Source organism: Pseudomonas sp. LG1D9 (assembly GCF_002949995.1).
Taxonomy (GTDB): domain Bacteria; phylum Pseudomonadota; class Gammaproteobacteria; order Pseudomonadales; family Pseudomonadaceae; genus Aquipseudomonas; species Aquipseudomonas proteolytica.
Genome location: NZ_CP026881.1, coordinates 3038917 through 3053903 on the forward strand (window position 1 = coordinate 3038917; position 14987 = coordinate 3053903).

Sequence of the window (14987 nt, forward strand, 5' to 3'; positions counted from 1 at the left end):
ACCCCTGAATTCTGACTATTTTTCAGAACACGGTTTTTCCCCTTCTGGTCGTGCGCTCCAGCGGTTTCGCGAAGGCTGATGAGGGCCTGTGCCCAGGCCCTGGGGTGGCGTGAGGCTTGATACGCAGAAGGTATCAAACCGCCCCTTGATCAGTATTAAACAACACCGTTGTTCGTTGTTAAGTTGAGGTGGCACTCAATGAGGAAAAGCCCATGAATTTCGCAGGAAAAACCGCCGTTATCACCGGTGCAGGCCGTGGCTTGGGTTTTGTCTACGCACAGGCGTTGGCCCGGCGCGGGGCTAATGTGGTGGTCAGTGATATCGGCGCCGATCACCTCGGTTCGGGGGGCGATAATGCCGTCGCCCAGGATGCGGCGCGGCGTCTGCAGGCTCAGGGGTTGAGGGTGGTTGATCATCAGGGTGACTTGTCCAGCGAGCAAGGTTGCCGGCAGTTGGTCGAGGTGGCCATCGCCGCATTTGGACAGTTGGATATCCTGATTCATAACGCTGGCTGGGTGGGTTATCAAGCCATTGAGCAGGCGGACGCGGCGTTTGTCGGGCGTGCGCTGGATATCAATGTCTATACGCCCATTTGGCTGTGCAAACATGCCTGGAAGCACCTCAAGCAATCGGCGGCGGCGCGGGTGGTGCTGACGTCTTCTGATCGGGCGATGTACCAGCAATATGCCCAGCCCGGTCTGGTGGCCTATGCGGCCGGGAAGATGGCGCAGTTGGGCATCATGAATGCCCTGAGTATGGAGGGCGCTAAAGACGGGATTTTGGTCAATGCGGTCTCGCCGGTGGCCAAGACGCGCATGTGGGGGGTTGATGGCGAGCCGGATAATCTCAAGCCTGAGTGGGTAGCGCCCGGGGTGGTGTTCCTGGCGTCGGGGCAATGCCAGGACACCGGCTACATCCTGCGCGCCAGCAACGGTCAATTTACTGCGACGCGGTTTGTCGAGAATCCGGGGGTGGACTATCCCGTCGACCTGGCGCGGGTCAGTGCGTCCAGTGCCGAGCAGGTTGCGCAGCAGTGGGAGCGGATAAAAGAAAGCCACTAAATTGACGGCTGGCCGTTCGTCGCAATCATCATGATAAAAAACACCAAAATAATGACACTCTCCTAGTCCTGTCACACACTGCGTGAACAACAAGTGCGCCCATGCCCAGCAGGAGGCGCCGTGACAAGGGAGGATGGGCTGTGAGCCAGGCCGACGAACGTTTTGCAAAGAATTTTGCCAGTCATGATCAACCGATGACGTCGACGCTGCAGTTCTTCGAAGATACCCCCCTCGACGACGCGCCTTCCCCCGCCGAACAACCCCGTCCAACCGTCATGCCAGCCTGCCGAGCGCAGGTTGTGGTGCTGGTGTCGGTCAATGGTGGTGTGGGGCGTAGCACCCTGGCGACGGCGCTGGGCAGTGGCTTGCAACGCCTGGGGCGGTCGGTGACGGTCCTGGAGCTGGACCCGCAAAACGCCCTGCACCTGCATTTTGGCCTGCCCCACGACAGCCCGGGAATCGGTCGTGCCAGCTTGTGTAATCAGGCCTGGGATCAACTCGTCCAGCCGGGCTTCTGCGGCAGCCGGGTGCTGGTGTTTGGCGAGACCGACATGCAACAGCAAGAAGACCTGCAGCGCTGGCTCAAGCAAGACCCGCAGTGGCTGGCGCAGCACTTGTCGCACCTGGGCTTGAGTGAGCAGGACACGGTCATCATCGACACTCCCGCCGGCAATAACATTTACCTGCACCAGGCATTACACGTCGCCCATACCGTGGTGGTGGTTGCCCTGGCAGACGCGGCGTCGCTTGGCGCGCTGGAGCAGATGCAGCGGTTGCTGGCGCCATACCTTGCGCGCCCGTCGGCGCCGCGTTGCCACATGTTCGTCAATCAACTGGACGAGGGCAGCGCCTTCAGCCTGGATATGGTGGACTTATTCAAGCAACGCCTTGGGCAAGATGGCCTGGAAGTGATCCATCGCGATCCGCATATCAGTGAGGCGCTGGCCTTTGGCGAGGACCCTCTGGAGAGGGATGCTGCGAGCATGGCCTGTGACGATATCCATGTGCTGTGCCAACGCTTGGATGGCGCTTGAACCACGTCTTATACGGCTAACCGCAGATGCTTATGCACAATCTGTTGGTTGTACAGGTATGGAAACAGTCATTTTGTGGAGCTGTTCTCATTACGCTGCAACTGCCTGTTTTGCGTGCGTTTTATTTTGTGAACAAAAAATGACCAGTCAGCATTTTGGCCTGTGGAGCCCGTAAATACGGGGGCTTCAAAAATTCCATCAACAGACTTATCCACAGGTCGCCCTGCCCTTTAATCGCGCTCGGCGAGCACCATCAGGTTGCGCGGTGTCAGGGAGGTTTCGCAGAAGTGGCCGACTTGAGCCTTGTAGCCGTTTTCTTGCAGAAACAGTGCCCGATCCAGCACCAGCCACACTTCCAGTGGGCGGCGAAACAGGCCACGCACCAACTCCAGGTTTCGTACCTGCGCTAAGCGCTGCCAGCCGTGCTGCTCCAGGGTTGGCCAATCCTGTTCGCCTGTGGATAAACCCTTGAGCGCCGCCAGGTGCCGGCAGTAATCAGCGAAGGGCCGGGTCAGCCATTCGCTGGGCAGTGACGGCGTGGGCAGGTACTCATCACGCCCGCGCAGTTGCCGCTGCAGTTGGTCGAAGCCCAGGCGCCGGGCCATGGAGGTGTCGCGTTGCAGGCGCACCCGCGCGCCAGCGGTGACGGTTTCGCTCAGTGGCAGGCCAAGATCTTCCCGTGATAAACGCAGTGCCGAAGCGCGGGCCGGGGCCGACAGCGCCTGGTACTGCTCGCTGCCGATGCGGTTGTAACAGCAGGGCGCCACGGCCAGGTGCTGGCAGCCGGCGGCGCTGGCCAGTTGCAGCAAGCGCACGTGCAGATCGCCGCAGGCATGCAGGGCAACCGGGGTGTGTTCGCGGGTGAGGTGCTGCACGGCGTCCTCGGCCATCACATCTTGCTCGCGATGCAGCGCTGGCAGTCGATGGTGATCACTGAGGGTTATGCCGGCGGCAACCAGCGCGGGATCGTATTCCAGGCAGGTCAACTGCTGCCCCGGTTGCTGCAGGCGACGGCCGAGGTGGCCTTTGCCGGCGCACCAGTCGAGCCAATGGCCGGGGCGCTGGGCGAACTGCAGGGCGGCGCCAAACGCCTCGATCTGCTGCCATTTGCGCCCGGGTACATCAACATTCAGGCGCGACGGCGGCATATGCAGCGCGCCTGACGGTAACTTATCCACAGCACTCAAGCGCGCTGCCATTTGCGCCCAGTGGGGAAACGGCGCCGGTGCTTGTAGTTCAGTGGGCAGGTTGTGGCTGCTTTCGGCCTCTGCCAGCGAGCGCTGGCGCAGCCATTGGGCCAGTTGCGGATGCTGGGTTTCCCAGGGCAATTGCAGATGGGTAAAGGGCCGTGGTCGCCACAGCCCTTGATGTTCGCTGAGGAACGCATCCAATGCGAGGAAGCGTTCCAGCAGGCGCTCGCCCGTCAACCCGGTATCAGCGGCCCTGGCAGGCATCGACCCGCAACCAGCGTTCCAGCAGTTTGAAGCCACGCACCAGTACATAGGCCATCAGCAGGTAGAACATCCCGGCGGCAAAGAAGATCTCCACCGGCAGGTAGGTGCGGGCAATGATGGTGCGGGCCATGCCGGTCAATTCCAGCAGAGTCACGGTACTGGCCAGGGCGCTGGCCTTGAGCATCAGGATCACTTCGTTGCTGTAGGCCGGCAGGCCGATGCGCGCCGCACGCGGCAGGATGATATAGAACAGCGCCTTGGGCTTGGACATGCCCAGCGCCCGCGCCGCTTCGATCTCACCAGGCGGGATGGCCTGGATCGCGCCACGCAGGATTTCGGCAATGTAGGCGGCGGTGTGCAGGGTCATGGTGACGGTGGCGCACCAGAACGGGTCCCGCAGGTACGGCCACAGGGCGCTTTCGCGCACGGCGTCGAATTGCGCCAGGCCGTAGTAGACCAAAAACAGCTGCACCAGCAGCGGTGTGCCGCGGAAGAAGAAAATGTAGCAGTAGGGCAGGGTGCGCACGTACCACAGGCGCGAGGAGCGGGCGATGCCCAGGGGGATCGCCAGTAGCAGGCCGGCGATCACCGCGATGGCCACCAGTTCCAGGGTCAGGGTTGCGCCCTGGGCCAGTCGTGGCAGCCACTTGATGATCACGGCCCAGTTCAGGCCCAGGTCGAAATGCGACAGCCAGCTATAGTCGCCGTTCATTGCGTGCTCCTCGCAAAGCCGCGAGCGGCGCGTTTTTCCAGGAAGTACATGCCGGCCATGGCCAGGACGGTGAGGCCCAGGTACATAAAGGCCGCGACCATGAAGAAGGTGAAAGGCTGCTTGGTCACGGTCACGCCGATTTGCGCGTGGCGCATGATTTCTTCCAGGCCAATCACCGAGACCAGCGCGGTGTCCTTCATCAAGATCATGAACAGGTTGCCCAGGCCCGGCAGGGCGATGCGCCACATCTGCGGCATGATCAGCCGGGTGAAGATGCGCAGCTTCGACAGGCCCAGGGCAACGCCCGCTTCACGGTGGCCCTTGGGGATCGCCAGGATCGCGCCACGGAACACTTCGGTGGCGTAGGCGCCAAAGCACAGGCCCAGGGCGATCACCCCGGCGGCGAAGGCGCTGAGCGACAGGTCGGGGTTACCGAAAAACTCCCCCAGCGCCCGCATCATATTGACCGTGCCGAAGTAGATCAGCAGCACCCACAGCAGTTCGGGAATGCCCCGGACAATCGTCGAGTAAGCGCCGCCAAGCCATTGCAGGAACTTGTACGGGGAAGTCTTGGCCAAGGCGCCGGCCAGGCCGAGCACCAGCCCCAGGCATAAAGCCGTGAGCGCCAGTTTGACGGTCATCAGCGCGCCGGCAGCGAGTGCGGGGCCGAATCCGTAGAGATCGAAATTCATGGTTTTTTCATATCGCGCAAGGCATTGCGAAAAGCCGGCGCGCTCATGCGAGCGCGCCGGACTGGCCCATCAGGATCATTCGATGCTGAAAGGGAAGTACTTGTCGTTGATCTTCTTGTAGGTGCCATCGGCCTTGATTTCCGCCAGGGCCTTGTTCAGGCGCTCGCGCAGTGGGTCGCCTTTACGCACGGCGATGCCGATCTTGTCGCTTTCTACAACCGGATCGCCTTTGAACTCATAGGCCGAACCGTCTTTGCTCTTGAGCCACTCGTACTGCACGTACTTGTCGGCGAGCATCCCGTCCAGGCGGCCGGAAGTCAGGTCGAGGTAGGCGTTTTCCTGGGTGTCGTAGAGCTTGGCGGTGGTGTCTGGCAGTTTGTCTTCCAGGTAGGTACCGGCCAATGTCGCGCGTTGTGCACCGATGATCTTGCCTTTGAGGTAGTCGGCGTCGGTCTTGAAGTCTTTGATGGATTTTGCCGCGATGAATTGCAGCTTGTTGGAGTAGTACGGGTCGGTGAAGTCAACGGCTTGCTTGCGCTCGTCGGTGATCGACAGCGACGACACCAGGAAGTCGAACTTCTTGGCGTTCAGGGCCGGGATGATGCCGTCCCAATCCGAGACATACACTTCGCACTTCTCGACTTTCATCTTGGCGCACAGGGCGTCGCCGATGTCTTTGTCGAAGCCGACAACGTTGCCGCTGGCGTCTTTATTGTTGAAGGGCGGGTAGGCCGCTTCGATCCCCATTTTCAAAGTCTCGGCCATGGCCGTGGCGCTGAATGCCATGGAAACGGCGGCGGCCAGGAGGAATTTTTTATAGTTCTGCATGCATGTTGCTCCGTTAGCGGTTGCTGGACATGAATTGTTTGCAGCGCGCCGAAAGCGGGTTCTCGAACACCTGCTGTGGCGATCCTTGCTCTTCGACCAGGCCCTGGTGGAGGAACACCACTTCGCTGGACACTTGGCGGGCAAAGCCCATTTCGTGGGTGACCAGCAGCATGGTGCGGCCTTCTTCGGCCAGCGCGCGGATCACATTAAGTACTTCCTGAACCATTTCCGGGTCAAGTGCCGAAGTGGGCTCATCGAACAAAATGACCTTGGGTTGCATCGCCAGGGTGCGGGCAATGGCCGCGCGTTGCTGCTGGCCGCCGGACAATTGCGCCGGGTAGGCGTGGCGCTTGTCACCAATACCGACCTTGGCCAGCAGCGCCTCGGCTACTTCGATGGCTTCGGCCTTGCTCTGGCCGAGCACGCGGCGTGGGGCCTCGATGATGTTGTCGAGGATGCTCATATGTGGCCAGAGGTTGAAGTTCTGGAACACGAAGCCGATTTCGCTGCGCAGGCGATTGATCTGCTTGCCGTCGGCGGCCATCAGCTCGCCGTTTTTCGCGGCCTTGAGCTTGAGCTCTTCGCCGGCCACCAGGATCTGGCCCTGGTGCGGGTTTTCCAAGAGGTTGATGCAGCGCAGGAACGTGGACTTGCCGGAACCGGAGGAGCCCAGGATCGAGATCACATCGCCGTCGCGAGCGGTCAGCGAGATGCCTTTTAGCACCTCCAGCTCACCATAGCGTTTATGCAAGTTGCGGATTTCAAGCGCGGGCGCGGCCAAAGCCATGAGCGGTCCTCATTGTGTTCATTGCGTTCCTGCTGTTGGGTCGCCTTCCTGGCGTGGCGCCAAGCTAGCATAGCGTTCGGATGACAGCCAACAGCGCCACGGGCGTTAAACAGACAGTGTGTGACAGGTTGTCGCATCGGCACAGCAGCGTGTCGCGCCATCAACAACCGAACAGCCGTTTTAACCGATAAACCCGTGGCAGTCGCGTAAAAAAGGGCGCGATGGTGCCAGCTTTGGCCGGGTGTTGGAAGGGTTAAACGGGTAAACGGTGCCTATCAGCCCTTTAATTGGGCGTCACTTACTTTCTGTGTGTGTTTTTGGTGCGCTCATGCGTTCTGGAAGTGAGTCGGCTGGTAACGTTGTGGCGGATTGCCAGTAATCTCAATGGCTTGCGAGTGCTAGAGGATTGTCCTACAGGCCGCGTCAACCTTGGCTTTGTAACATTTTGGCGCAAATCTTGCGTAAAAAATAAAGAACGCCCCGTTTGTTTCTTTTCACGAAGTGGCAACAGGCCGGGTGGACCGTATTCGCAATTCCTCGCAAAGGTGTGTCAATGAGTAGTACGCAAAGCTCCAATGACCTCGAACAGGGGCTCAAACCGCGTCACGTCACCATGTTGTCGATTGCCGGCGTGATCGGCGCCGGTTTGTTTGTCGGCTCCGGCCACGCGATTGCGGCAGCCGGGCCCGCCGTGCTGCTGGCCTATGCGGCGGCCGGTACGCTGGTGGTGCTGGTGATGCGCATGCTGGCCGAGATGGCCGTTGCCTCTCCCGACACCGGTTCTTTTTCCACCTACGCCGACCGGGCCATCGGCCATTGGGCCGGCTTTACCATCGGCTGGCTGTACTGGTGGTTCTGGGTGTTGGTCATTCCCCTGGAAGCCAACGCCGCCGCAACCATCCTGCATGCCTGGTTCCCCGACGTGGCGATCTGGGCGTTCACCCTGGTCATTACCTTGCTGCTGACTGCTACCAACCTGTTCAGCGTGAAGAACTACGGCGAGTTCGAGTTCTGGTTTGCGCTGATTAAAGTGGTGGCGATCATTGGTTTTGTGATCCTCGGCGTGCTGGCGATCTTCGGCTTGCTGCCGGGCAGCCAGGTCAGCGGCGTATCGCATCTGTTCGACACCCAGGGCTTTTTGCCCAACGGTATGGGCGCGGTGTTGGCGGCAATCCTGACCACCATGTTCTCGTTCATGGGCACTGAGATCGTGACCATCGCGGCCGCAGAATCGAAGAACCCTGGCCAGCAGATCACCAAGGCCACCAACTCGGTGATCTGGCGGATCGGCTTGTTCTACCTGGTATCGATCTTCATCGTCGTGGCCCTGGTGCCGTGGAACGATCCGACCCTGGCAGCCGTAGGTTCCTACCAGACCGTGCTGGAGCGCATGGGCATCCCGAATGCCAAGCTGATCGTCGACCTGGTGGTATTGGTTGCCGTGACCAGTTGCCTGAACTCGGCGCTGTACACCGCGTCGCGCATGCTGTTTTCCCTGGGGCGTCGTGGTGATGCACCGGCGGTGGCCAAGCGCACCAACAAGAGCGGCACGCCTTACTGGGCGGTGATGTTGTCCACAGGCGCGGCATTCCTCGCGGTATTCGCCAACTACGTGGCGCCGGCGGCGGTGTTTGAATTCCTGCTGGCCAGCTCCGGCGCGATTGCGCTGCTGGTGTACCTGGTGATTGCCGTGTCGCAACTGCGCATGCGTCAGAAACGTACGGCGGCGGGCGAGAAAATTGCCTTCAAAATGTGGCTGTTTCCGGGCCTGACCTACGCAGTGATCGTGTTTATTGTCGGTGCGTTGACCATCATGCTGTTCCAGGAAGCGCATCGGGTGGAGATCATCGCGACCGGCGTGTTGAGCTTGCTGGTGGTGGTGGCGGGGTTGCTGGTGGCGAGCCGGCGCAAGGCCCGCAACCTTGAGACTGCGGTGCTGAATTAATCAGCACCCCCTCAGCAGGAGCCGGCGCCTGGTGCGCCGCCACCTTGCTGCTAACGCCACAAACCACTGTAGGAGCGAGCTTGCTCGCGAAAAACGTCAACGATAACGCGGGCTGCCTGGGTAAACGCGTTGTTCTTGAGTTCTTCGCGAGCAAGCTCGCTCCTACATGGGTTTTGTATTAATCCTGCGAAGTGGTCAGTGCCTGCGAGGCCGCCACCTTGCTGCTAACGCCACAAACCACTGTAGGAGCGAGCTTGCTCGCGAAAAACGTCAACGATAACGCGTGCTGCCTGAGTAAATGCGTTGTTCTTGAGTTCTTCGCGAGCAAGCTCGCTCCTACATGGGTTTTGTATTAATCCTGCGAAGTGGTCAGGGCTTGCGACGCCGCCACGTAATCGGCCTGCTAACGCCACAAACCACTGTAGGAGCGAGCTTGCTCGCGAAAAACGTCAACGATAACGCGTGCTGCCTGAGTAAATGCGTTGTTCTTGAGTTCTTCGCGAGCAAGCTCGCTCCTACATGGGTTTTGTATTAATCCTGCGAAGTGGTCGGTGCCTGCGACGCCGCCACCTTGCTGCTAACGCCACAAACCACTGTAGGAGCGAGCTTGCTCGCGAAAAACGTCAACGATAACGCGGGCTGCCTGGGTAAACGCGTGGTTCTTGAGTTCTTCGCGAGCAAGCTCGCTCCTACATGGGTTTTGTATTAATCCTGCGAAGTGGTCAGTGCCTGCGACGCCGCCACCTTGCTGCTAACGCCACAAAACACTGTAGGAGCGAGCTTGCTCGCGAGAAACGTCAACGATAACGCGTGCTGCCTGAATAAATGCGTTGTTCTTGAGTTCTTCGCGAGCAAGCTCGCTCCTACATTAGGTTTGTATCAATCTTGCGAGGTGGCCAGGGCTTGCGAGGCCGCTACGTAATCGGCCTGGAACGCGGGCGATTCAATCCATGCCAGCGCCGCTGCTTCATCGTCGCTGTCCGTGGACCACTGCCGATATTCGATCAGCGCCGCCAGGATAAAGTCTGTGGCGTTTTCTTCGCCTTCCTGTTCCAGCACCAACGCCAGCAGCGGGTGCGCCAGGAATGCCGCACACAGCGCCTGCTGGCTGGTCTCGCCGGCTGTGCGCATCTCCACGAACAGTTCGGTCAAGTCCACCGACTCAAGATCAATGCGGTCGTCATCGCCGGCAAATGCATCCTGCTTCGGCGCATTGGCGCGCTGGGTGCGGTTCTGCTTGGCCTTGGCTTTTGCCCGCTGGGCGCGTTTTTGCTGCTTGTCTGGCGAAGCCATGGGCTCACGTCCTTGGTTCAGGATCTGGGTGGCGTATTGAAGCGCAGGTCGGGCGAAATCCCAAGGGTTTCTACAGTCGAGCTCCCGGCGTGTCGGCCGCGAGCTGGCCGTGTTGCAGCCACGCCAGTGCAATCGGCCATAAGCGATCTTCATATTCATTACGGAAAAACGCGAAATGCCCGACGGCTTCTTCGCCAATATCCCTCGGCGCAATCCGCAAGTGCGTGCGCTCGCTGGCCTGGAAGTAATTCAGCAGACGCTCAATGGCGGGTACCGTGCCAAACGGATCGTCGCTGATGCTGATCGCCAGGATCTGTGCCTTCACCCGGGCAAAGGGCAGCTCGCCCAGGGCGCGCCCGCTAGGCCGTGTCTGGTAGGTGGGCGTGGGCGTGCTCCAGTCGCGCACCACCCCCGCAGGTGTGTCTTCCAGCCAGCCCAGGCGCTTGCCCGGGAAATACCCGCATACGGCGGTCACCAGCGGCATCACTAGATGCCACTTGGCAAACATCCGCCAGCGGCCGCTCGCTTGATAGTCACGCCAGTACGCAAACTGCGCCCCCACGGTGACCAAGCGCCTGATCGCTGCTCCCGACGCCCCGAGCCCGGCCGCACAGCCGCCAAAGCTGTGGCCGACCACATCAATGGGTTGCCCGGCAAACTCTCGCTGCGCACGCTGCAAGATGGCCTCGAAATCCAGCCGGCCCCAGTCCGACCACGAGGCCTTGAACCCACGCAATGAGCCGCTGCGCGATTCGCCAATGCCGCGATAGTCGTAGGTGATCACATCAAAACCGTTGGCAAACAGGTAGTCGGCAAAGCGCGAATAGTGCCGGCAGCGCACTGAGGTGGCGGCGTTGATGATCACCACTGGGCGTGCGATATCGGTGCGGATATGGCGCCAGGTGAAGCCGCCGATGGGGTAGCTATCGGCGGCGGGCTCGCGGAATGCCTCGGGGTGAAGGCGGGTGGGCAGGTTCATGACGGGCCTCGATCCATGCGCTTTCGATGGGGCATGGGCTGCCCGTGCGCAGTTTTTATTGGAAGTTGACGCTAACAAAATCGACGGGCAAAGGCCCGTAATCTTTAAGTGTGAATGCCGATCGGTGGTGAGGGATTGTTGCATTTGGTTCAGGCGTGATTCAGCCGTGTTGCCGGCAATATACGCCAGCATTTCCCCCGGCCTGGCAGGTTAAAGCATGGAACACCGCACGCGTTTTCGTCTGGAGGCCCTGGGTATTTTCCTGGTGGCCTTGTTGCTATTTACGCTGGGCATCTGGGACCAACAGCCTCAAGGGTTTGACGGGCGCTGGGCGGTGTTCATGCAGGAAATGTTTCGCCACGGTGCGAGCTTCTTCCCCACCACCTACGGTGAGCCGTACCCGGATTACCCAGGTACGGCGACCTATTTCAGCCTGTTCTTTGCCCGGCTGTTCGGTGCGCCCAACGACCTGGCTAACGTCTTGCCCACTGCCCTGGCATCGGCCGGGGTCATGGCGCTGATCTACCGTTTGCTGGTGCCTTCGGGTCGGGCGTGGGCGTTGCTGACGGTATTGCTCACGGCGTCGACGGCGCAATTGCTCGAGAAGTCGCGCTCGGTGTGTCTGGATCAGATGGTCTCCCTGCTGTGTCTTGGGTGCTTCTACCTGTTGCATACCGGCGAGCGTTTGGGCTCAAAGCTGCGTCAATACGCAATCTTTCCCTTGTTCGTGGCGGCGTTTGCCATTCGGGGCCCTTTGGGGCTGATCGAAGTCTGTGGGGTGGCCTGTGTGTATTGGGTGCTGGGGCCTGCTGGCTCGCGAGAAGAGAAGATTCGCTTACTGAAAAAGGTCGTTGCCCACGGGGTAATCGGCCTGGTCCTGCTTCTGGCCTGTGGGTGGGTGCTGCTGAAGCTGGCGCGGATCAGCGGTGGTGAAGGGTTTGCCGATGAGGTGCTGAAGATGCAGGTGGCCGGTCGCCTCGATGAGAGCGGCGAACCGTTCTACTTCTACCTGCAACTGAGTCTGTATCGTTATTTCCCGGTGATACCGCTGGCGCTCGCGACGTTGATTGCCCTGCGTCACACCTGGTCGACGCGCAATGACGATGCCGATGTGCAACTGATGCTGCGCCTGGCTGGTTGTGGCTTGATGATCCTGCTGGGGTTGTCGGTGCCGAACTTCAAACGCGCCTACTACATCGTGCCCATGGTCCCGATGTTTGCCGCTGTGGCGGCCTATGGGCTGCTTCAGGCCCGGGGTTGGTTGCTTGGCGTGCGTCGGGGTTATGAGTGGCTGGTGGCGATCCTGCCGCTGCTGGGGGCTGTCGTGGTAGTGGTCTGCCGGCAGCTGTGGAGCAAGCATGGTTACTGGCCGGATGTTTCGGTGCCGGGGCTGATTGCGCTGCTGATCGTCCTGCAACTGGCGGCGGTGCTTGCCTGGCGCCGTTGGCGCGGCCGTGTGGGAGCGCGATTGGTGTCGCTTAGCTTGATTGCTCTGGCCACTCAATGGCTGGTACTGGTGACGGTCGTCGAGCCGGCCAAGGATCTGCAGTTCGACACCAAAACCTTTGTGCGGGCGGTGCAGACCCTGCGGGCCGAGAACCCCGGGCCGCTGGTGTTTCTCGACCTCGGCAAGGACACCTGGGCCATTCGCTACATCATGAACCTGGACCATGACGAGCAGCCGCTGTTTGTCGGGCGTGACGACCTTGCGCAACTGAGCGCGCTGCCGCGCTCGTCCTGGGTCATCGTCGCGCGCAAGGAAACCCAACTGCTGCAGGGCACGCCGCTGGAGCACCTGGCTCCAGCATTCAATGGGCGTCTCAATGACAACCCGCTGCTGGTGTTTCGCGTACCGTGATCTTAAAGCTCGATCAAAAGTTGTAGGCCAGCGTACCGACGAGCGTACGACGGTTGCCGATGAAGCAATCGCCTCGCGCCAGGCATGTCGTGTAGTAGGTCTTGTCTTCAAGATTGGTCGCGTTGAGGGTCAGGTTCCAGTTCTGGTATCGGTACCCGAGCATCGCATCCACCAGGGTGGTAGAGGGCGTTTTCAGTCGGTCGGCGCCATCCCAGCTTGTTCCTACATAGCGAACGCCTGCACCGACACTGAACCCGGATATATCGCCGATGCTGAACCGATGTTGGCTCCAGACCGAGGCCATGTTCTCTGGAACACTGGCCAGGCGTTTGCCTTGTTCGGCGGGTGAGCCCTTGAGCACGGTGGTGTCGGTATAGCTGTAGGTACCAATCAGGTCCCAGTCGGGCGTGACCGTTACCAGTGCTTCGAGCTCCAGGCCACGGGCGCGGGTTTCACCACTTTGCAGGGTGTTCATCGCATCCAGTGGGTCGGGCATGCGTCGGTTCTGCTCGCGAATGTCATACACCGCAGCGGTATAGAGACTGTTGCTGCCAACGGGCTGATATTTCACACCCAACTCCCACTGTTTGCCCTTGAGCGGTACGTAGGGGTCAAGCGTTCGCTGGTTGAGGCCGATCTGGGGCTGGAATGATTCGCTGTAGCTCAAGTAGGGCGCTATGCCGTTGTCGAACAGATAGGTCAGGCCCACGCGGCCGGTCACTTTGTCATCTTTCTGCTGGGCCTTGCCTTGGGTCTGGCTGGAGGCCCAATCCTTGCGCAGGCCAAGGGTCAGTAACCACTGCTCGTATTTGATCTGGTCCTGGGCATAGAGCCCGCGCTGCATGACCCGTTGTTCCGGGTCTGCGGTGAGGCGAATGATAGAGGGATCAAAGGTGCCATACACCGGGTCGTACACGTTCAGTGGTGTTGCCGCGCCGCTGGCGCCGTCGCGGTTGGAGACAGCGTGCTGGTAGTCGCCCCCCAGCAGCAGCGTGTGTTGTAGCGGGCCGGTGTCGAATCGGGCCTCGGCGTTTTGGTCGGCGACCCAGACTTTGACCTCTGGTTTGGAAACGTAATACACGCGGTCGAGGGTCTGGTTGTCGGCGTTAAACGGTGGGTTTCTGGCGAACTTCGCATAAATCGACTGGTAGCTGACTTTGCTTTTCTGCCAGCGCAGGTTTTGTCGCAGCGTCCATGTGTCGTTCACGTGCCACGAGAATTGCGACGTCAGGGCTGTCTGGTCGCTGTCGTATTCGTCGAATCCCGGCTCGCTGGCGAACCTATTGCTGTGGATCCGACCGTAGGGCGCATTCCAGACCGTGCCTTTGTGCGGAAAGAACTGCGTGGTGGAGCCGCTGTCATCGCGCTGGATGTTGGCCAGTATCGTCCAGTCGATATCTTCGGTGGGGCGCCAGGTCAGCGATGGCATCAGGACCTGGCGGTTGTCTTTGACGTGATCAACCTGAGTGTCGCTGTCGCGCTGAATTGCCACCAGCCGGTACAACAGCGTGCCTTGTGGGTTCAGGGAGCCCGTGGTGTCGACGGCGACCTGCTTGCGGTTGTAATTGCCATATTGCAGTTGCAGTTCGGTGTGTTGTTCGGCCTGGGGGCGTTTGCTGACCTGGTTGATCAGGCCCCCCACCGGGCTTTGCCCATAAAGCATCGACGCCGGGCCCTTGAGCACTTCGAGGCGTTCCAGGGTGAAGGGGTCGGTGCGCACGTTGGTGTAACTGCCGAAGCTCTGCTGTAAGCCATCAAGGAACAGGGCAGGTGAGCTGCCTCGCACTTTCGACCAGTCTCCCCGGCTATCCAGCCCGAAGGTTTCGGCGCGCACCCCGGCCACATAACGCAATGCGTCTTGCACGGTCAGCGCGCCCTGATCACGCATACGGTCGGCGCTGATGACGGAAATCGACTGGGGGATCTCAGTAATCGGAGTGTCGGTCTTGGCACCCGTTGCACTGCGCTTGGCGACATAGCCTTTGATCGGGCCGTCCGCCGTTTCTTCTGAGGCCGTGGCCGTAATACTTTGGCTGGGCAGTTCGAGCTGGCCTGTTTCCTGGGCCGCGTCTGCGACCGGGACCAGCATCGAAGCGAATCCGAAGGGGGCAAGGCCGAGCGCCTTCAACCATGAGCCTGGCTCGCGTGCAGAGGGCATTGCAGCTCCTTAATTATTTTAGTGATGCGGGGGGAGGATATTTTGCGCGCAGCTTAAATGATAATAATTGCTATTAGCAACGCTAGATGCCGGTCAATCCTGGCTTTTTGGCGGGGGCAGTCGATGGGAGGGGCGGTAGGGCGGTCTTGCGCGGGGAGGGAGTAATCAAGGTTGCGGAGTCTTTGA

Annotated in this window: 12 protein-coding genes; 4 read left to right on the forward strand and 8 right to left on the reverse strand. The window is 60.3% G+C overall.

Annotated features, from left to right (window positions below):
- Window positions 1-212: 212 nt before the first annotated feature.
- Window positions 213-1061: an SDR family NAD(P)-dependent oxidoreductase gene (locus C5F71_RS14405; protein ID WP_104911382.1), complete on the forward strand. Its 849-nt coding sequence runs from the start codon at window positions 213-215 to the stop codon at window positions 1059-1061.
- Window positions 1062-1201: 140 nt separating this feature from the next.
- Entirely contained in the window at window positions 1202-2095 is an 894-nt protein-coding gene (bcsQ, locus tag C5F71_RS14410) for a cellulose biosynthesis protein BcsQ (RefSeq protein ID WP_371923388.1), read from the forward strand.
- 230 nt (window positions 2096-2325) lie between these two features.
- Here bcsQ and C5F71_RS14415 read toward each other — a convergent pair whose 3' ends face one another.
- From C5F71_RS14415 to C5F71_RS14435, 5 genes are all read right to left on the reverse strand, one after another.
- On the reverse strand, window positions 2326-3549 hold the full coding sequence (locus C5F71_RS14415) for a methyltransferase (RefSeq protein ID WP_104911383.1): 1224 nt from the start codon (window positions 3547-3549) through the stop codon (window positions 2326-2328).
- Window positions 3530-4219 carry an ABC transporter permease gene (locus tag C5F71_RS14420; protein ID WP_029295855.1) on the reverse strand — a complete coding sequence of 230 codons (690 nt, stop codon included), beginning with the start codon at window positions 4217-4219 and terminating at the stop codon, window positions 3530-3532. Before C5F71_RS14420 ends, C5F71_RS14415 begins: the two co-directional genes overlap by 20 nt.
- A 38-nt stretch (window positions 4220-4257) precedes the next feature.
- Window positions 4258-4953, reverse strand: a complete 696-nt coding sequence (locus tag C5F71_RS14425; protein ID WP_029295857.1) for an ABC transporter permease — start codon at window positions 4951-4953, stop codon at window positions 4258-4260.
- A gap of 75 nt (window positions 4954-5028) precedes the next feature.
- A complete protein-coding gene (locus C5F71_RS14430; RefSeq protein WP_057437113.1) occupies window positions 5029-5781 on the reverse strand; it encodes an ABC transporter substrate-binding protein in 753 nt (250 codons plus the stop codon).
- Between the two features lie 13 nt (window positions 5782-5794).
- Complete coding sequence (locus C5F71_RS14435; RefSeq protein ID WP_029295861.1) at window positions 5795-6568, reverse strand: ABC transporter ATP-binding protein; 774 nt, start codon at window positions 6566-6568, stop codon at window positions 5795-5797.
- A 553-nt stretch (window positions 6569-7121) separates the two neighbouring features.
- Here C5F71_RS14435 and gabP point away from each other — a divergent pair.
- Window positions 7122-8513 carry a GABA permease gene (gene gabP, locus C5F71_RS14440; RefSeq protein WP_104911384.1) on the forward strand — a complete coding sequence of 464 codons (1392 nt, stop codon included), beginning with the start codon at window positions 7122-7124 and terminating at the stop codon, window positions 8511-8513.
- Window positions 8514-9392: 879 nt separating this feature from the next.
- Here the strand turns inward: gabP and C5F71_RS14445 are convergent.
- Complete coding sequence (locus C5F71_RS14445) at window positions 9393-9806, reverse strand: hypothetical protein (RefSeq protein ID WP_070996150.1); 414 nt, start codon at window positions 9804-9806, stop codon at window positions 9393-9395.
- A gap of 70 nt (window positions 9807-9876) precedes the next feature.
- Entirely contained in the window at window positions 9877-10785 is a 909-nt protein-coding gene (locus C5F71_RS14450; RefSeq protein ID WP_104911385.1) for an alpha/beta fold hydrolase, read from the reverse strand.
- A 217-nt stretch (window positions 10786-11002) separates the two neighbouring features.
- On the opposite strand from C5F71_RS14450, the gene C5F71_RS14455 reads away from it, so the two are divergent.
- Window positions 11003-12643: a glycosyltransferase family 39 protein gene (locus C5F71_RS14455; protein ID WP_104911386.1), complete on the forward strand. Its 1641-nt coding sequence runs from the start codon at window positions 11003-11005 to the stop codon at window positions 12641-12643.
- A gap of 13 nt (window positions 12644-12656) precedes the next feature.
- Here the strand turns inward: C5F71_RS14455 and C5F71_RS14460 are convergent, their stop codons facing one another.
- A complete protein-coding gene (locus tag C5F71_RS14460) occupies window positions 12657-14732 on the reverse strand; it encodes a TonB-dependent siderophore receptor (RefSeq protein ID WP_104912623.1) in 2076 nt (691 codons plus the stop codon).
- Window positions 14733-14987 lie beyond the last annotated feature (255 nt).

Excerpts from the sequence above, each read along its gene's own strand:
- C5F71_RS14415 (WP_104911383.1), bottom strand. The coding sequence starts at position 3,549 with ATGCCTGCCAGGGCCGCTGATACCGGGTTGACGGGCGAGCGCCTGCTG.
- C5F71_RS14430 (WP_057437113.1), bottom strand. The coding sequence starts at position 5,781 with ATGCAGAACTATAAAAAATTCCTCCTGGCCGCCGCCGTTTCCATGGCA.
- C5F71_RS14435 (WP_029295861.1), bottom strand. The coding sequence starts at position 6,568 with ATGGCTTTGGCCGCGCCCGCGCTTGAAATCCGCAACTTGCATAAACGC.
- C5F71_RS14445 (WP_070996150.1), bottom strand. The coding sequence starts at position 9,806 with ATGGCTTCGCCAGACAAGCAGCAAAAACGCGCCCAGCGGGCAAAAGCC.
- C5F71_RS14450 (WP_104911385.1), bottom strand. The coding sequence starts at position 10,785 with ATGAACCTGCCCACCCGCCTTCACCCCGAGGCATTCCGCGAGCCCGCC.
- C5F71_RS14460 (WP_104912623.1), bottom strand. The coding sequence starts at position 14,732 with ATGCTGGTCCCGGTCGCAGACGCGGCCCAGGAAACAGGCCAGCTCGAA.
- C5F71_RS14405 (WP_104911382.1), top strand. The coding sequence starts at position 213 with ATGAATTTCGCAGGAAAAACCGCCGTTATCACCGGTGCAGGCCGTGGC.
- C5F71_RS14425 (WP_029295857.1), bottom strand. The coding sequence starts at position 4,953 with ATGAATTTCGATCTCTACGGATTCGGCCCCGCACTCGCTGCCGGCGCG.
- C5F71_RS14455 (WP_104911386.1), top strand. The coding sequence starts at position 11,003 with ATGGAACACCGCACGCGTTTTCGTCTGGAGGCCCTGGGTATTTTCCTG.
- gabP (WP_104911384.1), top strand. The coding sequence starts at position 7,122 with ATGAGTAGTACGCAAAGCTCCAATGACCTCGAACAGGGGCTCAAACCG.